20 protein-coding genes and 2 pseudogenes are annotated in these 20050 nt (G+C 60.5%); 8 read left to right on the top strand and 14 right to left on the bottom strand.

Annotation, left to right across the window (positions count from 1 at the left end):
• Positions 1-117 (bottom strand): annotated as a pseudogene (locus BFP96_RS31505) (tonB-system energizer ExbB); the annotation flags it as partial.
• A 190-nt stretch (positions 118-307) separates the two neighbouring features.
• On the opposite strand from BFP96_RS31505, the gene BFP96_RS27435 reads away from it, so the two are divergent.
• Complete coding sequence (locus tag BFP96_RS27435) at positions 308-1159, top strand: SDR family oxidoreductase (protein WP_065937398.1); 852 nt, start codon at positions 308-310, stop codon at positions 1157-1159.
• A gap of 187 nt (positions 1160-1346) precedes the next feature.
• Here BFP96_RS27435 and BFP96_RS27430 read toward each other — a convergent pair whose 3' ends face one another.
• From BFP96_RS27430 to BFP96_RS27405, 6 genes are all read right to left on the bottom strand, one after another.
• Complete coding sequence (locus BFP96_RS27430) at positions 1347-2087, bottom strand: hypothetical protein (RefSeq protein WP_065898084.1); 741 nt, start codon at positions 2085-2087, stop codon at positions 1347-1349.
• Positions 2088-2143: 56 nt separating this feature from the next.
• Positions 2144-2524, bottom strand: coding sequence for a RidA family protein (locus tag BFP96_RS27425; RefSeq protein WP_003176922.1), 381 nt, complete (start codon positions 2522-2524; stop codon positions 2144-2146).
• Positions 2525-2563: 39 nt separating this feature from the next.
• A complete protein-coding gene (gene spoT, locus BFP96_RS27420) occupies positions 2564-4669 on the bottom strand; it encodes a bifunctional GTP diphosphokinase/guanosine-3',5'-bis pyrophosphate 3'-pyrophosphohydrolase (protein ID WP_058424246.1) in 2106 nt (701 codons plus the stop codon).
• 60 nt (positions 4670-4729) lie between these two features.
• Entirely contained in the window at positions 4730-4993 is a 264-nt protein-coding gene (rpoZ, locus tag BFP96_RS27415) for a DNA-directed RNA polymerase subunit omega (RefSeq protein WP_003176920.1), read from the bottom strand.
• 167 nt (positions 4994-5160) lie between these two features.
• Positions 5161-5781: a guanylate kinase gene (gmk, locus tag BFP96_RS27410; protein WP_003213284.1), complete on the bottom strand. Its 621-nt coding sequence runs from the start codon at positions 5779-5781 to the stop codon at positions 5161-5163.
• Between the two features lie 10 nt (positions 5782-5791).
• Positions 5792-6655, bottom strand: coding sequence for a YicC/YloC family endoribonuclease (locus BFP96_RS27405; RefSeq protein ID WP_065886942.1), 864 nt, complete (start codon positions 6653-6655; stop codon positions 5792-5794).
• A 289-nt stretch (positions 6656-6944) separates the two neighbouring features.
• Here BFP96_RS27405 and rph point away from each other — a divergent pair, with 289 nt between their 5' ends.
• Together rph and BFP96_RS27395 are read left to right on the top strand one after the other, a co-directional pair.
• Positions 6945-7667: a ribonuclease PH gene (gene rph / locus BFP96_RS27400; protein ID WP_016975928.1), complete on the top strand. Its 723-nt coding sequence runs from the start codon at positions 6945-6947 to the stop codon at positions 7665-7667.
• 22 nt (positions 7668-7689) lie between these two features.
• The gene (locus tag BFP96_RS27395; RefSeq protein ID WP_065893974.1) at positions 7690-8058 is read left to right on the top strand and encodes a DUF4870 domain-containing protein; all 369 of its coding nucleotides are present in this window, start codon (positions 7690-7692) and stop codon (positions 8056-8058) included.
• A gap of 223 nt (positions 8059-8281) precedes the next feature.
• Here the strand turns inward: BFP96_RS27395 and BFP96_RS27390 are convergent, their stop codons facing one another.
• The gene (locus BFP96_RS27390; RefSeq protein WP_003195493.1) at positions 8282-9061 is read right to left on the bottom strand and encodes an exodeoxyribonuclease III; all 780 of its coding nucleotides are present in this window, start codon (positions 9059-9061) and stop codon (positions 8282-8284) included.
• 82 nt (positions 9062-9143) lie between these two features.
• Between BFP96_RS27390 and pyrE the strand changes: the two genes are divergently transcribed.
• On the top strand, positions 9144-9788 hold the full coding sequence (gene pyrE / locus BFP96_RS27385) for an orotate phosphoribosyltransferase (protein ID WP_015373297.1): 645 nt from the start codon (positions 9144-9146) through the stop codon (positions 9786-9788).
• A gap of 132 nt (positions 9789-9920) precedes the next feature.
• Here the strand turns inward: pyrE and argB are convergent, their stop codons facing one another.
• From argB to coaBC, 4 genes and pseudogenes are all read right to left on the bottom strand, one after another.
• Positions 9921-10826: an acetylglutamate kinase gene (argB, locus tag BFP96_RS27380; protein WP_065893973.1), complete on the bottom strand. Its 906-nt coding sequence runs from the start codon at positions 10824-10826 to the stop codon at positions 9921-9923.
• A gap of 20 nt (positions 10827-10846) precedes the next feature.
• A pseudogene (locus BFP96_RS27375) lies at positions 10847-12262 on the bottom strand (phosphomannomutase/phosphoglucomutase); the annotation flags it as partial.
• A gap of 246 nt (positions 12263-12508) precedes the next feature.
• The gene (dut, locus tag BFP96_RS27370) at positions 12509-12964 is read right to left on the bottom strand and encodes a dUTP diphosphatase (RefSeq protein ID WP_065887079.1); all 456 of its coding nucleotides are present in this window, start codon (positions 12962-12964) and stop codon (positions 12509-12511) included.
• 5 nt (positions 12965-12969) lie between these two features.
• Positions 12970-14178: a bifunctional phosphopantothenoylcysteine decarboxylase/phosphopantothenate--cysteine ligase CoaBC gene (coaBC, locus tag BFP96_RS27365; RefSeq protein ID WP_065937397.1), complete on the bottom strand. Its 1209-nt coding sequence runs from the start codon at positions 14176-14178 to the stop codon at positions 12970-12972.
• Positions 14179-14332: 154 nt separating this feature from the next.
• Between coaBC and radC the strand changes: the two genes are divergently transcribed.
• Positions 14333-15007 carry a RadC family protein gene (gene radC / locus BFP96_RS27360; protein WP_065893972.1) on the top strand — a complete coding sequence of 225 codons (675 nt, stop codon included), beginning with the start codon at positions 14333-14335 and terminating at the stop codon, positions 15005-15007.
• A gap of 61 nt (positions 15008-15068) precedes the next feature.
• Here the strand turns inward: radC and BFP96_RS27355 are convergent, their stop codons facing one another.
• Positions 15069-16661, bottom strand: a complete 1593-nt coding sequence (locus BFP96_RS27355; RefSeq protein WP_065898085.1) for an ABC transporter substrate-binding protein — start codon at positions 16659-16661, stop codon at positions 15069-15071.
• Positions 16662-17119: 458 nt separating this feature from the next.
• On the opposite strand from BFP96_RS27355, the gene rpmB reads away from it, so the two are divergent.
• Together rpmB and rpmG are read left to right on the top strand one after the other, a co-directional pair.
• Entirely contained in the window at positions 17120-17353 is a 234-nt protein-coding gene (gene rpmB, locus BFP96_RS27350) for a 50S ribosomal protein L28 (protein WP_003176907.1), read from the top strand.
• Positions 17354-17364: 11 nt separating this feature from the next.
• The gene (rpmG, locus tag BFP96_RS27345) at positions 17365-17520 is read left to right on the top strand and encodes a 50S ribosomal protein L33 (protein ID WP_003176906.1); all 156 of its coding nucleotides are present in this window, start codon (positions 17365-17367) and stop codon (positions 17518-17520) included.
• 263 nt (positions 17521-17783) lie between these two features.
• Here the strand turns inward: rpmG and BFP96_RS27340 are convergent, their stop codons facing one another.
• Entirely contained in the window at positions 17784-18146 is a 363-nt protein-coding gene (locus BFP96_RS27340; RefSeq protein WP_065898086.1) for a cupin domain-containing protein, read from the bottom strand.
• 230 nt (positions 18147-18376) lie between these two features.
• Here BFP96_RS27340 and BFP96_RS27335 point away from each other — a divergent pair, with 230 nt between their 5' ends.
• Entirely contained in the window at positions 18377-19870 is a 1494-nt protein-coding gene (locus tag BFP96_RS27335; protein WP_065893970.1) for an aldehyde dehydrogenase, read from the top strand.
• Positions 19871-20050 lie beyond the last annotated feature (180 nt).

Below are 20050 nucleotides of genomic sequence, written 5' to 3'. Positions count from 1 at the left end.
AGCGAAAGCGGCGGTCGGCGCCAGCAGTATGCTGAACAGCATCGCAGCAATCGCACGCCAGGCGCGGGATGGGCTGTGAGGCTTGGTTGGCGAAGCGGGGTTTGTATTACGTGTCATGCTGGCCGGACCTGAGTGAAAATAAAGGGTTGATCGTCCTGCCAGACCCCTGTGGGCCGAGGACAAATGGGTGGTTATTATTGCAAGTAATTCTTGTTAACTAAAGTGGCACTGTTACTTTATTTCGCTTTTTACTGGCCGTTGATCCTCTCGCGCGGCTAATCTGGGCCTTTGAGAATGGAGTTTTACGATGTCTGCGCCTTCTGTTGTGATTGTCGGTTGCGGTGATGTGGGTAGTCGGCTGGCTAGCCAATTGCTGGCCGGAGGATGGGAGGTTCATGGCCTGCGCCGCGATATTTCACGCCTTCCCGAGGGCGTTATCGGCATTGCCGGCGACCTGTTCAATAAAGACTGCCCTGAGACTTGGCCGATCGGCGGGGTGGATTACCTGGTGTACTGCGCCGCAGCCACTGACCACGACGAGGCCGGCTATCGCGCAGCGTATGTGCAGGGTTTGAAGCATGTGCTGGAGTGGTTGCAGGATTACGGCCAGGCGCCCAGGCATCTGTTGTTCGTGTCCAGCAGCAGTGTGTACGGGCAGCAGAATGGCGAGTGGGTCGACGAAACCTCTGAAACCCGGTCCAAAGGTTATTCCGGCCAGGTCATGCTCGAAGCCGAGCAGGTGGCGCTCAACAGCGGCATCCCGGCAAGCGTGGTGCGATTGACCGGCATTTACGGCCCGGGCCGTGAGTGGCTGTTGACCCAGGTTCGCCAGGGTTACCGCGTGGCGATCGACCCGCCTTTATATGGCAACCGGATTCACGCGGATGACGCGGCGGGTTTGCTGGCGTTTTTGCTGCGTCATGTGGAGCAGGGCGGTTCGCTGGACAAGGTCTATATCGGCGTCGACGACGCGCCCGCACCCTTGGCCGAAGTGGTGGGCTGGTTGCGTGAGTATCTGGGCGTGACAGAGTGGTCCGAGGACGCCAGTGTGCGGCGGGCGGGCAGCAAGCAATGCAGTAATGCGCGGGCCAAGGCGCTGGGTTGGGCACCGACCTATCCGACTTACCGTGAAGGGTATGCCGCTATTTTAAAAGGCTGAATACGATTAAAGAGTTAAGCGTACACCGCCATCTGTAGGAGCGAGCTTGCTCGCGAAAAACTCACAGGCACCGCGTTCATTCAGAAAGCACGCGTTATCGTTGACGTTTTTCGCGAGCAAGCTCGCTCCTACAGACCGGCATTAGGGCAAGCCCCCTCCCACATTTAGCTGCGTATCTGGTCGGTTATTACTTTTCAAGCAACCATTGGCGAGGGCCAGGCGTGAACTGCGGCACTTCATCCGCTTGCGCCGTGTTGATCGCCTGGAAAATCTCCAGTTGCTTGCCCTTGCGCGCAAAGATCCACGGATTGCCCACGCCGTTCAGTTGCAGCCAGATGCTGTCATAACCGCCGCTCATCGAGGCGCAATCGCCCGCCAGGCACAGGGAATAGCGGTCCACACCAGGCAGGCCGACAATCTTGCCATCAGCCTGGAACTGTACGGTGGCGCCATTGCCGACACCGTCGGTGATCTTCCAGTCCCCGCCCATGTAGGCCGCATACAGCGCCCGTTCGAAGTTGGCGCCCAGTGGCGCGCCCTCTGGAGCCGGGTCATTGGGGCGCATGAACAGTTGCTCAGGCTCATTGTCGTTGGCCACCTGCAGCAGCTTTTTGCCTCTGCGCTTGAGTTCGGTGGCAGCGCTGCCGTAGAACTCCACGCTCCAGGCGCCGGGCTTGTCAGTCAGCAACTTGCCTTCCGCTACTTCAAAACCGTTGTAGTAGCGTGCCTGCAAGGCCTTGGTATTGACCTCCCATTCCAGGTTCGGGCCAAAGGTCTGCAAGGCTTCGCGCAAAGGGCCGCCCTTGGCTGCCGCATCGATGGCGGCCTGGTTGACCCAGGTCCCGCTGACATCCAGATTGGCAGGGTTGCTGGCACAGCCGCCGAGCAGCAGGGCGAGCAACGAAGAGGCTACAAGCGCTTTGCGCATGACTAAATCCTTCTGAAACAAAGTCGGCGCAGCGATTGAAGCTGCGCCGGGTGTCTTTACTCGATGACCAGAATCGCGTCCATTTCAACCTGCGCGCCCTTTGGCAGGGCAGCAACGCCGATAGCGGCGCGGGCCGGGTACGGCTGTTCGAAGTACTTGCCCATGATCTCGTTGACCTTGGCGAAGTGGCTCAGGTCGGTCAGGAAAATGTTCAGCTTGACGATGTCCTTGAACGAGCCGCCAGCCGCTTCAGCCACGGACTTGAGGTTTTCGAAGACCTGTACGGTCTGTGCCTCGAAGCCTTCCACCAGTTCCATGGTCTTTGGGTCCAGCGGGATCTGGCCGGACATGTAGACGGTGTTGCCCGCCTTGATCGCCTGGGAATAAGTACCGATGGCGGCCGGGGCTTTGTCGCTGGTGATTACTGTCTTGGTCATGAATGACTCCTTGTAATGGGCGATGGCTTGTTGGCAGGGTTATGCACGCATGCGGGTGATGCGAATCACACCGGTCAGCGCGCGCAGCTTCTTGATCACGCGGGCCAGGTGCACGCGGTCGTGCACGCTGACCACCAGCTGGACCACGCTGATGCGCCCATCGCGTTCGTCCATGCTGATTTTCTCGATATTGCCGTCGGCCGCGTTGACGCTGCTGGCCAGCAGGGCGATCAAGCCGCGCTGGTGCTCCAGCTCCACGCGCAGCTCGACGTTGAATTCGCCGGTAACATCCTTGGCCCAGGAAAGCTGGATGCATTTTTCCGGGTTGTGACGGATTTCGGTGATGTTGCGGCAGTTGTCCAAGTGCACCACCATGCCTTTGCCCGCCGACAAGTGGCCGACAATCGGATCGCCCGGGATCGGTGTGCAGCATTTGGCGTAGCTGAGCACCAGGCCCTCGGTGCCGCGAATTGCCAGCGGGCCTTCCGGGCTTGGCAACTGTTCGCCCTCGCCGAGCAGGCGGCGCGCAACCACGTAGGCCATGCGGTTGCCCAGGCCGATATCTTCCAGCAGGTCTTCGATGGTTTCCTGACGGTACTCGTGGAGCATCGCTTGCACGCGCTCCTGCGGGATCTTGTCCAGGGCGCTGTCGAAACCGTTGAGGACCTTGTTCAGCAGGCGTTCGCCCAGGCTGATGGACTCGGAACGGCGCTGCAGTTTCAAGGCGTGGCGGATGTGCGTGCGCGCCTTGCCGGTGACCACGAAGTTGAGCCAGGCCGGGTTCGGGCGCGCGCCGGGTGCACTGACGATCTCGACCGTGGAACCGCTCTGCAGCGGTTCGGACAGCGGCGCGAGGCGACGATTGATCCGACAGGCAATGCAGCTGTTGCCCACGTCGGTGTGCACGGCATAGGCAAAGTCGACCGCTGTGGAGCCTTTGGGCAGCTCCATGATGCGGCCTTTGGGCGTGAACACGTAGACCTCGTCCGGGAACAGGTCGATCTTCACGCTTTCGATGAATTCCAGGGAGTTGCCGGCACGTTGCTGCATTTCCAGCACGCCCTTGACCCACTGGCGGGCGCGGGCGTGGGTGCCCTTTGGCTGCTCATCGCCGCTGGACTTGTACAGCCAATGGGCGGCGATGCCGTTGTTGGCCATCTCTTCCATTTCGCGGGTACGGATCTGGATCTCGATCGGTACGCCGTGCATGCCGAACAGCGTGGTGTGCAGCGACTGGTAGCCGTTGGCCTTGGGGATCGCGATGTAATCCTTGAAGCGGCCGGGCAGGGGTTTGTACAAATTATGTACAGCGCCCAGCACGCGGTAGCAGGTATCGACCTTGTCGACGATGATCCGGAACGCATACACGTCCATGATCTCGTTGAAGGCCCGGCGCTTGCCGCGCATCTTCTTGTAGATGCCGTAGATGTGTTTCTGCCGTCCGCTGACTTCGCCTTCGATCTCGTCGATCGCCAGGCAATGGCTCAGGGACTCTTCGATCTTGTTGACGATTTCCTTGCGGTTGCCCCGGGCGCGTTTGACCGCCTGGTAGATGCGCGCCGAGCGCATCGGGTGCATGGCCTTGAAGCCGAGGTCTTCGAACTCGATACGAATGGCATGCATGCCCAGCCGGTTGGCGATGGGCGCGTAGATTTCCAGGGTTTCCTTGGCGATGCGCCGGCGTTTTTCGCCGGAGAGCACTTCCAGCGTGCGCATGTTGTGCAGCCGGTCGGCCAGCTTGACCAGGATCACGCGGATATCGCGCGCCATGGCCATGGCCATCTTCTGGAAGTTTTCCGCCTGGGCTTCGGCCTTGGTCTCGAAATTCATCTGGGTCAGTTTGCTGACCCCGTCGACCAGTTCGGCCACGGTTTCGCCAAATTGCGCGCTGAGCGCTTCCTTGGCGATGCCGGTGTCTTCGATCACGTCATGCAGCATCGCGGCCATCAGGCTCTGATGGTCCATGTGCATGTCGGCAAGAATATTTGCCACCGCAAGAGGATGGGTGACATACGCCTCACCGCTACGACGGCGTTGGCCGTCGTGGGCTTGTTCGGCGTAGAAATACGCTCGGCGGACCAGGTTGACCTGGTCGGGGCCGAGGTAGGCCGATAAGCGATCGGCGAGGGCGTCTATGCTCGGCAAAGTGTGAACTCCTGCCGAAGGCTGTGACCCCGCGCCGTGCTACGTCGACCAGGCATAGGCTTAGACGGCCTCGTTGGACTCGTCCTCGAACGCTGCAAACAGCGGTTCGTCTTCAACGATTTCAGCGTTGGCGATGAACTCGTAGCTCATCAGGCCTTCAGCGATTTCGCGCAGGGCCACAACGGTAGGCTTGTCGTTTTCCCACTGGACCAGGGGCTCTTTGCCGCCAGTGGCCAGTTGACGGGCACGCTTGGTAGAGAGCATGACCAGCTCAAAGCGGTTATCCACGTGTTCTAGGCAGTCTTCAACGGTTACGCGGGCCATGGTATTCCTCGGAGCGAATGCAAGATGCGCGCTGCCCGGTTGGGCGAGCGGACTGAGCAGTTTAAAAAATCACCAGCGTTTAGGGAAGCGCTGATTTTTCTCAGGCCCTCGCAAAACCGCTACAAGTGCCAATGTAAAGCCCTTGCAGCCATTTTGGGAAGGGCCAATCAACCGAGCAGTTCGGCGAGTAATTTGCCGAAACGCTGCTGTTGGCGCTTTTGCTGCAGCTGATTGGCGCGGAAAATCGCCTTCAAATCGTCCAGCGCGTGGGCAAAATCGTCATTGATGATCAGGTAGTCGTAGTCGACGTAGTGGCTCATTTCGCTGACGGCTTCACGCATGCGACCTTCGATGATCTCGTCACTGTCCTGGCCGCGGTTGGTCAGGCGCTGGTGCAAGGCTTCAAGCGAGGGCGGCAGGATGAAGATCGAGCGCGCCTTGGGCATCAGTTGGCGTACCTGTTCGGCGCCCTGCCAGTCGATTTCCAGAATCAGGTCATGGCCTTCATCCAGCGTCTGCTGCAGGTGGCTTTGCGAGGTGCCGTAGAGGTTGCCGAACACTTCGGCGCGCTCCAGGAAGTCACCGTGTTCGATCATCTTGACGAACTCGGTACGCTCGACGAAGTGATAGTGCACGCCGTTCACTTCACCCGGGCGCATGGCGCGGGTGGTGTGGGAAACCGAGATGCGGATCTGCTCGTCAGCGTCGGTCAGGGCCTTGACCAGGCTGCTCTTGCCCGCGCCCGAGGGGGCGGAAATGATGTAAAGGGTGCCGGTGCTGTGGGTCATGGAGGTTGCCTTACTCAATATTCTGTACTTGTTCGCGCATCTGCTCGATCAACACCTTGAGGTTGACCGCCGCCGTGGTGCTGCGCGGATCGAACGCCTTGGAGCCGAGTGTATTGGCTTCGCGGTTGAGTTCCTGCATCAGGAAGTCCAGGCGCCGACCGGCGGCACCGCCGGACTTGAGCACGCGGCGCACTTCGAGGATGTGGGTGCTCAGGCGATCGAGCTCTTCGGCGACGTCGCTCTTCTGGGCCAGCAGCACCATCTCCTGCTCCAGGCGCACGGGGTCGAGGTCGGCCTGCATGTCGGCGAAGCGGTCCAGGACCTTCTGGCGCTGGGTGGCGAGCATCTGCGGTACGAGTTCGCGCAGGGTGACGACGTCCGCTTCGATCGACGTCAGGCGCTCGTTGATCAGGCGGGCCAGTTCGGCGCCTTCGCGTTCACGGCCGGCCTTGAGTTCGTCCAGGCCCTGGGTGAAGAGTGCCAGCGCCTGGGCGTTCAAGGCTTGCGGGTCGGCGGCGTCGGCCACCAGCACGCCGGGCCAGGCCAGGACTTCCAGGGGGTTCAGCGCGGCGGGCTGCTTGATCAGGCCGGCAATGGTTTCGGCGGCGGCGACCAGTTGCGCGGCGCGGTCGCGGTCGACCTGCAGCGGTTTGCCGGTGGTTTCTTCAGTAAAGCGCAGGGTGCATTCCAGCTTGCCGCGGGAAATACCCTGGCGCAACGCTTCACGTACGGCGCCTTCGAGGTCGCGGAAAGACTCGGGCAGGCGTAGATGCGGCTCCAGGTAACGACTGTTGACCGAGCGCAATTCCCAGCTCAGGGTGCCTTGGGCGCCGGCTTTTTCGACACGGGCAAAGGCGGTCATGCTGTGCACCATGGAGGTACCTCGCGTTGGAGAAATAGAGATTGGCCAGGCCGACCTGTAGGAGCGAGCTTGCTCGCGAAGAACTCCAGGGCGCCGCGTTAAATCAGGAGGAGCGCGTGATCGTTGACGTTTTTCGCGAGCAAGCTCGCTCCTGCACAGTAACGAAGGGGCGCGATTGTAGCGCAGTGGGGCGAGCACGCCCAAACGCGCGTATTCGTAACCGGATTTTTAGAAGTGCCCCGAATCGGCTGGCGGCTCTATAATGCTCGGCAGTTTTTCGTCCTCAGTACAGGAATTCCCTATGAAACGTCCAAGTGGTCGCGCTGCCGATCAGCTCCGCTCGATCCGCATCACCCGCAACTACACCAAACACGCCGAGGGGTCCGTACTGGTCGAGTTTGGTGATACCAAGGTGATCTGCACCGTCAGCGTCGAGAACGGCGTGCCGCGTTTCCTCAAGGGCCAGGGCCAGGGTTGGTTGACCGCCGAGTACGGCATGCTGCCGCGCGCCACGGGCGAGCGTAACCAGCGTGAAGCCAGCCGTGGCAAGCAAGGCGGGCGTACCCTGGAAATCCAGCGCCTGATCGGCCGTTCCCTGCGCGCGGCCCTGGACATGTCCAAGCTGGGCGATGTGACCCTGTACGTCGACTGTGACGTGATCCAGGCCGATGGCGGCACCCGTACCGCGTCGATTACCGGCGCCATGGTGGCCCTGGTCGACGCACTGAAAGTGATCAAGAAGCGCGGCGGCCTCAAGGGCGGTGACCCGCTCAAGCAAATGATCGCCGCCGTCTCGGTCGGCATGTACCAGGGCGAGCCGGTGCTGGACCTGGACTACCTGGAAGACTCGGCCGCCGAGACCGACCTGAACGTGGTCATGACCAGCACCGGTGGTTTCATCGAAGTGCAGGGCACCGCCGAAGGCGCGCCATTCCAGCCGGCCGAGCTGAACGCCATGCTGGCCCTGGCCCAGAAAGGCATGACCGAAATTTTCGAACTGCAGAACGCCGCACTGGCTGACTAAGCCGGTCCTCAGGAGAAGCGCGATGAATGACAGCCAGTTACCGGTTCCGGCACCGTCCAGGGAAGTACGCCAGTTGGCGATGTTGTGTCATTTCGCCGCGTTTGCAGGGTTGGTATTCCCCTTCGGCAGTTTGTTGGGGCCGTTGATCCTGTGGCAGTTCAAGAAGGACGTGGACCCGCTGATCGATGATCAGGGCAAGGAAGCCCTGAACTTCCAGATCACGGTGGCGATCGCCTGGCTGGTGTGCCTGCTGCTGGGTTTCGTGGTCATCGGCTTTTTGTTGATGACCGTGCTGGTGATTGGCGCGTTGATACTGACGATCATTGCCGGTATCAAGGCGAATAAGGGCATCGCCTACCGTTATCCGTGGACCTGGCGTCTGGTGAAGTAAACGGTTGCCCACAAAAAAACCGACATCACTGTCGGTTTTTTATACCCGGTTTGATCGTTCCCACGCTCCGCGTGGGAATGCCGCCCGGGACGCTCCGCGTCCTGCTGTAAGCGAAAATCCGGCATTTGCGTAATGGTGACGCGGAGCGTCACGGGATGCATTCCCACGCAGAGCGTGGGAACGATCACATCACTGTCGGTTTTTTTGTACCTGGAGAAAGACCTCAGATGGTCAAGGTCCAGTCGTAGTCCACGATCAGCGGCGCGTGCTGAGAGAAGCGCGGCTGGCGCGGCAGGCGTGCACTGCGCACGAACCGGCGCAGGCCCGGGGTCAGCAACTGGTAGTCGAAACGCCAGCCCAGGTTGAGCATTTCGGCCTGTTCGTTATCCGGCCACCAGCTGTACTGGTCGCCTTCACGGCTGACTTCGCGCAGGGCGTCGACATAGCCCATGTTGCCGACAATCTCGTCCATCCAGGCCCGTTCCGGCGCCAGGAAGCCCGGGGATTGCTGGCTGTCGCGCCAGTTCTTGATATCCAGCTTCTGTTGCGCCACGTACAGCGAGCCACAATAAATGTACTCGCGACGTTTGCGTCGCTGTTTATCCAGATAACGGGCGAAATCGTCCATTAGCTTGAATTTCTGGTTCAAGTCTTCATCGCCGTTCTGCCCCGAAGGAAGCAGCAAGGTCGCGATGCTGACCTTGTCGAAATCGGCTTGCAGGTAACGCCCATAGCGGTCGGCTGTCTCGAAGCCGAGGCCGCTGATGACCGCCTTGGGTTGCAACCGCGAGTACAAAGCCACGCCACCTTGGGTGGGCACTTCGGCATCGCAGGCATAAAGGAAGTAGCCATCCAGTTGGAAGGCTGGGTCGTCCAGTTCAAAGGCGGAGGCGCGTGTGTCCTGCAGGCAGATGACGTCGGCATTCTGTGCTTGCAGCCAACTGAGCAAACCACGCTCGACTGCAGCCTGAATACCATTAACGTTCACACTGATGATCCGCATAAATGGCCCCAAAAATCGCGTGCGTGTATGATACACGCCGTCCACCTAATTAGCTAAATCCGTGGTATCTGAGGCTTTTTTCATGCAGGCGTATCAACGCGATTTCATTCGTTTTGCCATCGATCGCGGGGTTTTGCGCTTCGGTGAGTTCACCCTCAAGTCCGGGCGCACCAGCCCGTATTTCTTCAACGCAGGCTTGTTCAACTCCGGCTCGGCCCTGGCTCAGTTGGGGCGTTTCTACGCGGCCGCCATTGTTGAAAGCGGTATTTCCTTCGACGTGTTGTTTGGTCCGGCCTACAAGGGCATTCCCCTGGCTGCGGCGACGGCGGTGGCCCTGGCGGAGCATCATGGGCAGGACCTGCCGTGGTGCTTCAACCGCAAGGAAGCCAAGGCCCATGGTGAAGGTGGCAGCCTGGTCGGAGCCCCGTTGACCGGCGATGTGCTGATCATCGATGACGTGATCACCGCCGGCACCGCGATCCGCGAGGTGATGCAGATCATCGCCTCCCAGGACGGCGCCAGGGCCGCCGGCGTGCTGATTGCGCTGAACCGCCAGGAGCGTGGCAACGGCGAATTGTCGGCGATCCAGGAAGTGGAGCGTGACTTCGGCATTCCGGTGGTGAGCATTGTGTCGTTGAACCAGGTGTTGCAGTTCCTGGAGGATGATCCGCAGCTCAAGCAGCACCTGCCGGCGGTGCGTGCGTATCGCGAGCAGTTTGGCGTTTAAACCGGAAGTATTGCAGGCGCAGGCAAATGTGGGAGGGGGCTTGCCCCCGATAGCGGTGCATCAGTGCTGGATACTCCAACTGATACGCCGCCATCGGGGGCAAGCCCCCTCCCACATTTGTTTTCAGCGTTTTTAAGGACGCTTGCGATTGCTGATCAGCGTACCTACACCCGTATCGGTGAAGATTTCCAGCAGGATCGCGTTCGGCACCCGGCCATCCAGGATCAGCGAGCTGCCGACGCCGCCTTGCACGGCTTCCAGCGCGCAGCGGATTTTCGGCAGCATGCCGCCGTAGATGGTGCCATCGGCGATCAGTTCGTCGACTTGTTGCGTCGTCAGGCCGGTCAGCACTTGGCCTTCCTTGTCCATCAGGCCGGCGATGTTGGTCAGCAGCATCAGCTTTTCAGCCTTCAGTGCCTCAGCCACCTTGCCCGCCACCAGGTCGGCGTTGATGTTGTACGACTCACCGTTGGCGCCCACGCCGATAGGCGCGATCACCGGGATGAAGTCACCCTTGACCAGCAGGTTGAGCAGATCGGTGTTGATGCCGATCACTTCGCCCACCTGGCCGATGTCGATGATTTCCGGCTGGGTCATTTCCGGTGTCTGGCGCGTCACGGTCAGTTTTTTCGCGCGGATCAGTTCCGCGTCCTTGCCGGTCAGGCCAATGGCGCTGCCGCCGTGGCGGTTGATCAGGTTGACGATGTCCTTGTTGACCTGGCCACCGAGCACCATTTCCACCACGTCCATGGTCTGCGCGTCAGTGACGCGCATGCCATCGATGAAGTGACTCTCGATCGACAAACGCTTGAGCAGGTCGCCGATTTGCGGCCCACCGCCGTGGACGACAACCGGGTTGATCCCCACGGCTTTCATCAGCACGATGTCGCGGGCAAAGCCGGTTTTCAGCTCGTCGCTTTCCATGGCATTGCCGCCGTACTTGATCACCAGCGTCTTGCCGACATAGCGTCGAATGTAAGGCAACGCTTCGGACAGGACCTTGGCGGTGTTGGCAGCGGCTTCGCGTTCGAGGGTCATTCAGGGCTCCGGTGAAAAAATCAGAACGGTAATTGGAGATCAGGGGCAACACGTTTCAACTGGACGTGAAAGACGTCCTTGATGCGCTGCAACTCAGCCTCGGTATCCGCCTCGAAACGCAGCACCAGCACCGGTGTGGTGTTGGACGCACGAACCAGGCCCCAGCCTTTGGCGTAATCGACTCGCACACCATCAATGGTGGTCAGGTTGGCGCCTTCGCCCCATTGCGCATCGTGCAATGCGTCAATGATGCTGAATTTGCTCTCCTCGGTCACATGGATATTGATCTCTGGCGTAGAAATATCATTCGGGAAGGTCTGAAACAGCGCTTGCGCGGTGGATTTTTCCTTGCTGAGTATCTCCAGCAGGCGCGCAGCGCTGTAAATGCCATCGTCGAAACCGAACCAGCGCTCCTTGAAGAATACGTGACCGCTCATTTCGCCGGCCAGCAAGGCACCGGTTTCCTTCATTTTCTTTTTGATCAACGAGTGACCGGTCTTCCACATCAGCGGGCGACCGCCGTATTCCTTGATCAGCGGCGTGAGGCGACGAGTGCACTTCACGTCGAAGATGATTTCGGCGTTGGCGTTGCGCGCCACCACGTCACGGGCGAACAGCATCAGCAGGCGGTCCGGGTACACGATCTCGCCGGTTTCGGTCACCACGCCCACGCGGTCGCCGTCGCCGTCGAAGGCCAGGCCGACGTCGGCGCCCACTTCCTTGACCTTGGCGATCAGGTCCACCAGGTTTTCCGGCTTGCCGGGGTCCGGGTGGTGGTTGGGGAAGTTGCCGTCGACGTCGCAGAACAGGGGAATCACTTCACAATCGAGGGCTTCGAGCAATTGCGGAGCGATCACGCCGGCCGCGCCGTTGCCGCAATCCACCACCACTTTGAGGCGGCGGGCGAGTTTGACGTCGCGGGTGATTTCGTCGGAGTAGCGCTGCAGGATGTCGACCTTGGTGATGCTGCCGGTGCCGCTGCTCAGGTCGTTGGTTTTCAGGCGAGTGTGCAGGGCCTGGATCTGTTCGTTGGCGAGGGTGTCGCCGGCGATAACGATTTTGAAGCCGTTGTAGTCCGACGGGTTGTGGCTGCCGGTCAGCATGACGCCGGACTTGCCGGCCAGGACGTTGGCGGCGTAATACAACGCAGGCGTAGGCACCAGGCCGACGTCGCTGACATGGCACCCGCTGTCCGCCAGGCCCTGGATCAGTTGCTCCACAAGCTCCGGGCCGGACAGGCGGCCGTCACGACCGACCGACACGTTCGGCTCGCCCTGGGCCAGGCTCTGTGAGCCGATGGCGCGGCCGATCCAGTAGGCGGTTTCGGCGGTCAGGGTCTTGGGCACCACGCCACGAATGTCATAGGCACGGAAGATGCTGTCGGGAAAGCTCGGGGCTACGCGGGCTGCGGTACTCATCGCGGGGGGAAACTCCATCTGAAAGGGGGCAAGACTGGCCTGATGTGGCTGGCCGGCAGGCTCAAACTGAAGGGTATGACGACGTTTTCGGCAGAGAGTTCGTGGTGTAAAAGTGCCATCGGCGCGTCGGGCCTGCGCTCATATCTACGTAACTTGTTGATTTTATTTAATAAAATCCGCTGATAATTTTCGCGCATTCTTCATCCTGAAAAACCTGGCGGTGGCGTCTGGCCGGGCAATTGCGCCCGGCCCTGTTCAGCTTAGTCAGTGACTGCCGGAATGCCCAAAACCACCTGCGCCGCGCTGGGTTTCGTCGAATTCCTGCACCAGTTCGAACTGCGCCTGGACCACCGGCACCAGCACCAGTTGGGCGATACGCTCGCCGACCGCAATGTTGAACGCGGTCTGGCCGCGGTTCCAGCACGACACCATCAATTCGCCCTGGTAGTCGGAGTCGATCAGGCCCACCAGATTGCCCAGCACGATGCCGTGTTTGTGGCCCAGGCCGGAGCGCGGCAGGATCAGGGCCGCCAGGCCCGGGTCGCCGACGTAGATCGACAGGCCGGTGGGGATCAGGATCGTCTGGCCCGGCTCCAGGACCGTGTCCTGCTGGAGCATGGCGCGCAGGTCCAGGCCGGCGGAGCCTGGGGTAGCGTAGGCCGGAAGGGGGAATTGGCTACCGATGCGTGGGTCGAGGATCTTGGCTTGCAAAGCGTGCATGGACATTAAACCTGGTTCAGCCGTTGGGCGATAAAAGAGATCAGTTGGCGGGCAATCTTGCCCTTGCTGGTCTGGGCGAAAACGGTGGCGTGCAACGCGCGGTCGATCACGCTGATGGCATTTTCCTCACTGTTGAAGCCGATGCTCGGGTTGGCGACATCATTGGCAACGATCAGGTCGAGGTTTTTGTCTTTCAATTTGCGCGCGGCGTAGTCCAGCAAATGTTCGGTCTCGGCGGCGAAGCCGACGCTGAACGGACGGTCCGCACGTGTGGCGATGGTGGCCAGAATGTCTGGGTTGCGCACCATTTGCAGGAGCAGACCATCGCCGCTTGTAGGGTCTTTCTTGAGCTTCTGCGGTGCAACGACTTCCGGCCGGTAGTCTGCAACCGCTGCCGAGGCGATGAACAGGTCGCACGGAATGGCCGCTTCACAGGCCGCCAGCATGTCGCGGGCGCTGACTACGTCGATTCGGGTCACACGATCGGGCGTCGGTAAATGCACCGGGCCGGTGATCAGGGTCACACGTGCGCCTGCCTCAACCGCAGCTTCAGCCAGGGCAAAGCCCATTTTTCCTGAGCTATGGTTGGTGATGTAGCGCACCGGGTCGATGTTTTCCTGAGTCGGGCCCGCAGTGATCAGTACGTGTTTGCCGGTCAGGGCCAGGTGCTGGAAGCATTCGGCGGCACACAGCGCCAGGTCGGTGGCTTCGAGCATGCGGCCCATGCCGACGTCGCCGCAGGCCTGGCTGCCGGACGCCGGGCCGAAGACCTTGAGGCCACGGCTTTGCAGGAGTTGGGTGTTGGCCTGGGTGGCCGGGTCGCGCCACATGGCCTGGTTCATCGCCGGGGCAATGGCGACAGTGGCGTCGGTGGCCAGTACCAGGGTGGTCAGCAAGTCATCGGCGATGCCCTGGGCCAGGCGTGCGATCAGGTCGGCGGTCGCCGGCGCGATGAGCACCAGGTCGGCCCATTTGGCCAGTTCGATATGGCCCATGGCGGCTTCGGCCGCCGGGTCCAGCAGGTCCAGGTGAACCGGGTGGCCGGACAAGGCCTGCATGGTCAGCGGGGTGATGAACTCACTGCCACCACGGGTCATGACCACGCGCACTTCGGCGCCCTGGTCCAGGAGCCTGCGAACCAGTTCCGCGCTCTTGTAGGCGGCAATGCCGCCGCCGACGCCGAGAACGATGCGTTTCCGATACAGACGCTGCATTGGTTTGCCTTTCCAGTTCAGTGAAGCCAGTTCAGTGACGCCTGCGATGACCCCTCCCCAGGTGAAATCGCATGCAAAAAAGAGGGCCTACGATAACACAGCGTCCGCCCGGCAACAGCGGCGCATACGGCGTACATCATGGAAGGGAGGTGGGATGAGTATTCGCAATTGGCCTGCTGCCGAGCGGCCGCGAGAGAAGCTGTTGGAGTGGGGCGCGGCCAGTCTGTCCGATGCCGAATTGCTGGCGATTTTCCTGCGCACCGGCGTATCCGGCAGGAGCGCCGTGGACCTGGCGCGTCATCTGCTGGCGCAATTCGGTGGGTTGCGCCCGCTGCTGGAGGCCAGCCAGGCGCTGTTCAATCAGCAGCTGGGCCTGGGGCCGGCGAAGTTTGCCCAATTGCAGGCGGTGCTGGAAATGTCCCGGCGCCACATGGCCGAGCGCCTGCGCAACGATTCGGTGCTGGAAAGCCCGCTGGCCGTCCGCGAATACCTCAAGGCGCTGCTGCGTCATGAGTCTCACGAAGTGTTTGGCTGCCTGTTTCTCGACTCCAAGCATCGGGTGCTGGGTTTCGAGGCGCTCTGCGAAGGCACCATCGATACCGCCCTGGTCTATCCCCGGCAAGTGGTCAAGCGTGCGCTGGCGTACAACGCGGCAGCGTTGATCCTGTGCCACAACCATCCTTCGGGAAGCGTAGACCCCAGCCCGGCTGATCGAAAATTGACCAAGATTCTACAAAAAGCCCTGGAAATGGTGGACGTACGGGTGCTGGACCACATCATCGTGGGCGATGGTGATCCGTTGTCGATGGCGGAATACGGATGGATGTAGAGGGCCGCTGCACGTTTAGAGCTGCAAGCCACAAGTCGGCTTGCAGCTTGCAGCTTGCAGCTTAAGGCTTGACGCTGACCTTGGAATAATCCTGCCGGCCAAACGGGCTCACCTGATAGCCCTCGATATTCTTGCGTGTCAGGGCAAACGCCGTGGGATGCGCCAGGGGCAGCCACAGGGCCTGCTGCTGGATCTGCGCCTGGGCCTGCTGGTAGAGCTTGGTGCGCACGCCCTGTTCGCTGGTGGTCTTGCCGGCGCTGATCAGCTTGTCCAGCGCAGGGTCGCAGTAGCGGGCGAAGTTGGTACCGGATTTGACGGCTGCGCAGGAAAATTGCGGGGTCAGGAAGTTGTCCGGGTCGCCATTGTCACCGGCCCAGCCCATGAAGAGCAGGTCGTGTTCGCCGGCTTTGGCGCGGCGAATCAACTCGCCCCACTCGATCACGCGGATGTCGGCCTGGATGCCGACCTTGGCCAGATCGGCCTGCAGCAACTGAGCGCCAAGATTCGGGTTGGGGTTCAGCAGGCTGCCGGTAGGGCGTGTCCAGATCGTGGTTTTGAAGCCGTCCTTGAGGCCGGCGCGGTTCAACAGCGCCTTGGCTTTGGCAAGGTCTTGTGGATAACCCGGCAAGTCCTTGGCGTAGCTCCAGGTATTGGGCGGGTAAACCCCATTGGCCGCTTCGGCGGTGCCTTCGAATACCGCCTTCAGGTAGCTGCCTTTGTCAAAGGCCAGGTTGATCGCCTGGCGTACCTCGGGCTTGTCCAGTGGCGGGTGCTGGCTGTTGATGGCGACGAAGGCGGTCATGAAGGCGGCGGTTTTTTCCACCTTCAGCGCCGGGTCTTTTTCGGCCTCGCCCACATCCAGGGGCTTGGGCGACAGGGCGATCTGGCACTCGTCGCGATGCAGTTTCTGCAGGCGCACATTGGCATCCGGCGTGATGGCGAAGATCAGGTTATCCACAGTCGGTTTGCCGGCGAAGTAGTCCGGGTTGGCCTTGTAGCGCACCACCGCATCCTTCTGGAAACGCACGAAAACGAACGGGCCGGTGCCAATGGGCTGGCTGTTGAGCTTCTCCGGGGTGCCGGCCTTGAGCAGTTTGTCGGCATATTCGGCCGGGTAGATCGAGGCAAAGCCCATGCTCAACGCGGCAAGAAACGTGGAGTCGGCGTGATCAAGGGTGAAGCGCACGGTCAGCGGGTCGAGGGCATCGATCTTCTTGATCAGCGCCGGCAACTGCAGTGATTGCGCGTGGGGGAAGCCGCTCTGGGCGATCTTGTGCCACGGGTTGGCCGGGTCGAGCATGCGTTCGAAGCTGAAGCGCACGTCTTCGGCCGTCAGGGTGCGGCTGGGGGTGAAATACTCGGTGCGATGGAATTTCACGTTCGGGTGCAATTTGAACGTGTAGGTCAGGCCATCCGGGGAGACGTCCCAGCTGTCTGCCAGGCTCGGCACCAGCTTGCCGGCGGTAGCGTCGTAGTCCACCAGACGGTTCATCAGCACATCCGCCGAGGCGTTGGTGGTGGTCAACGAGTTGTACTGCACCACGTCGAACCCTTCGGGGCTGGCCTCGGTGCAAACGCTTAAATTGGTGGCAGCAACGGCCATCGGAGCGATGAAAAGGGGGGCTAGCAATAGCGGTAGGGCAGCGAGGCGCATATTCGGTTTCCTGTGCAGATCGAAGGCCCATCTGCGAGTGCAGTCTGGAAAAGCCCTACCGTAGTGGCCTGTTGATTAAATGACTAGCCCATTTTTGCCTGTGCTTTTGGCCAAAATGCTGTTTTGATGGCGCCTCAGCGCGTTTCAACGTGCAGGTCAGAGTGCTTGCAGGCGCTGAAAATCATTCTGTGCGACGAGCGGTCGGCTGTTACAGCGGCCCCTCCTGGCAACGGTTCAGGCGCCAATGGCCGAGATTTACTCAGGTAAAAACACACTCGCTGTTGTTGCACCTGGGTCTTTCTGGTATAAAGCAGCGCTCTTTTCTAGGGGCCCGGTTCCTTCGCTTGTAGGTGTAGCCGGTAAGACCCTAAAGAAACGCGGCGCCTGGCGCCAAATGACTGAGAGATTAAGCGGCCAACCCATGCCGGGTTGGGCATGTGGTTTTAGAGGGCTGAGGCATGTCGAGAGTCTGTCAAGTTACCGGTAAGGGTCCGGTGACTGGGAATAACATTTCCCACGCAAATAACAAAACCCGTCGTCGTTTCCTGCCGAACCTGCAGCATCACCGCTTCTGGGTTGAAGAAGAGAAACGTTTTGTTCGCCTGCGTGTATCTGCCAAAGGCATGCGTATCATCGACAAGCGTGGCATCACTGTCGTGCTGGCCGAAATCCGCGCCGCCGGCAAGATCTAAGGAGCTCTATCATGCGTGAATTGATTCGAATGATCTCTAGCGCCGGTACTGGTCACTTCTACACTACCGACAAGAACAAGCGTACTACCCCGGACAAGCTCGAAAAGAAAATGTTCGACCCGCGCGTTCGCAAGCACGTGATCTACAAAGAAGGCAAAATCAAGTAATTGATTTCCTTCCTTGTGAAAAAAAGCCCGTATCTCACGATACGGGCTTTTTTTTGCCTGGCGTCTGATCGTCTGATCGTTCCCACGCTCCGCGTGGAAACGCCGCCCCGGACGCTCCGCGTCCCGGTTTTGGCGCAAAGATCCGAGATCTGCGCGGTGGTGACGCAGAGCGTCACAGGATGCATTCCCACGCAGAGCATGGGAACGATCAAAAAAAGCCCGTATCTCACGATACGGGCTTTTTTTTGCTTGGGATTCGCTGATCAGGCTTTCTGTTCGAACACCACGTAGATCTTGCGGCACGCTTCCAGCACTTCCCAGGTGCCGCTGAAGCCGGCCGGGATTACGAAGCGGTCGCCGGCGCGCAAGGTTTTGGCATTGCCTTGGGCATCGCGCAGTACGGAAACTCCCTGCACGATCTCGCAGTATTCATGCTCGGTGTAATTGACCGTCCACTGCCCGACTTCGCCTTCCCAGACGCCCGCGTTCATTTGTCCGCAGGGGCTGTCGTAGTGGTTGTAGATCGTCTGTTCAGGGTCGCCCTTGAGGATTTTCTCGGCGGCAGGGCGATAGCGATCGGGGGCGGTATTGGCTTGGCTGAAATCGACGATGTCCTGGATGCTCATGTGCTTATCCCGTCTGGCCTGCGTTTGGAGAGGCCAAAGTCTATGTTTATTAAAATGAACATCGCAAGGGCGTTTGCCGCCGTTATGTCAAATATATTGAAACATCCCCAGCCGCTGGTTTAGGGTGGCAAGTGCCTTGAGCCGAACAGCAGGCTGGCCAGGCAAGCATTCGTGGAGGCGCCGGGATCAATCTTCCAGGCCCTTGTATCCAATAAGAGGAGCAGACTTGCATGACCACCCTGACCCGTGCCGACTGGGAACAACGCGCCAAGGACCTGAAAATCGAAGGCCGCGCGTACATCAATGGCGAGTACACCGCCGCCGTTTCCGGTGATACGTTCGAATGCATCAGTCCGGTCGATGGTCGTCTGCTCGCCACCGTGGCCAGCTGTGACGCCGCCGACGCCCAGCGTGCCGTGGAAAACGCCCGTGCCACTTTCAATTCCGGGGTCTGGTCGCGCCTGGCACCGGCCAAGCGCAAGTCCGTCATGATCCGTTTCGCCGCGCTGCTCAAGGCCAATGCCGAAGAGCTGGCGCTGCTGGAAACCCTGGACATGGGCAAGCCGATCAGCGACGCCCTGAACATCGACGTCCCCGGCGCGGCCAATGCCCTGAGCTGGAGCGGCGAGGCAATCGACAAGATCTATGATGAAGTGGCGGCCACGCCCCATGATCAACTGGGGCTGGTGACCCGTGAGCCCGTGGGCGTAGTCGGTGCGATCGTTCCGTGGAACTTCCCGCTGATGATGGCCTGCTGGAAACTCGGCCCGGCCCTGTCGACCGGTAACTCGGTAATTCTCAAACCGTCGGAAAAGTCCCCGCTGACCGCCATCCGTATCGCCGCCCTGGCCGTTGAAGCCGGCATTCCAAAAGGCGTGCTCAACGTGCTGCCGGGCTATGGCCACACCGTGGGTAACGCGCTGGCGGTGCACATGGACGTGGACACCCTGGTGTTTACCGGATCCACCAAAATTGCCAAGCAGCTGTTGATCCGCTCCGGCGAATCGAACATGAAGCGTGTGTGGCTGGAAGCAGGCGGCAAGAGCCCGAACATCGTGTTTGCCGATGCGCCGGACCTGCAAGCCGCCGCCAACTCCGCCGCCAGCGCCATCGCCTTCAACCAAGGTGAAGTCTGCACCGCCGGTTCGCGCCTGCTGGTGGAGCGTTCGATCAAGGACACTTTCCTGCCGCTGGTCATCGAGGCCCTCAAGGGTTGGAAGCCCGGTAACCCGCTGGATCCCGCCACCAACGTGGGTGCGCTGGTGGACACCCAGCAGATGAACAACGTGCTCTCGTACATCGAAGCCGGCCATGCCGATGGCGCCAAGCTGGTCGCCGGTGGCAAGCGCACGCTGGAAGAAACCGGTGGCACCTACGTCGAACCGACCATTTTCGACGGTGTGACCAACGCCATGAAAATTGCCCAGGAAGAAATCTTTGGTCCGGTACTGTCGGTAATCACCTTCGACAGCGCCGAAGAAGCCATCGCCATCGCCAACGACACCCAATATGGCCTGGCGGCGGGGGTGTGGACGGCGGACATCTCCAAGGCGCACCTGACTGCCAAGGCCCTGCGTGCCGGTAGCGTGTGGGTCAACCAGTACGACGGTGGCGACATGACCGCTCCGTTCGGGGGCTTCAAGCAGTCGGGTAACGGTCGCGATAAATCGCTGCATGCGTTCGACAAATATACCGAACTGAAGGCGACCTGGATCAAGCTGTAACCCTGCTGGAAACAGCGCAGGGCAACTGTGGGAGGGGGCTTGCCCCCGATGGCGGCCTCTGGGCCGACCAGGATGTTGGATTGGACCGAGTACATATCCGTTTCTGCGGTAACGGCCACTTAGGGTTCCGCCCTGACGGCGGGTCACTTTGGAAAAGCCCCAAAGTAACCAAAGGGCTCT

The sequence above is a fragment of the Pseudomonas sp. 34 E 7 genome (genome assembly GCF_900005715.1).
Lineage (GTDB): Bacteria > Pseudomonadota > Gammaproteobacteria > Pseudomonadales > Pseudomonadaceae > Aquipseudomonas > Aquipseudomonas orientalis_A.
Note: the sequence above shows the minus strand (reverse complement) of the source record. Positions and strands in the feature narration are given on the sequence as shown.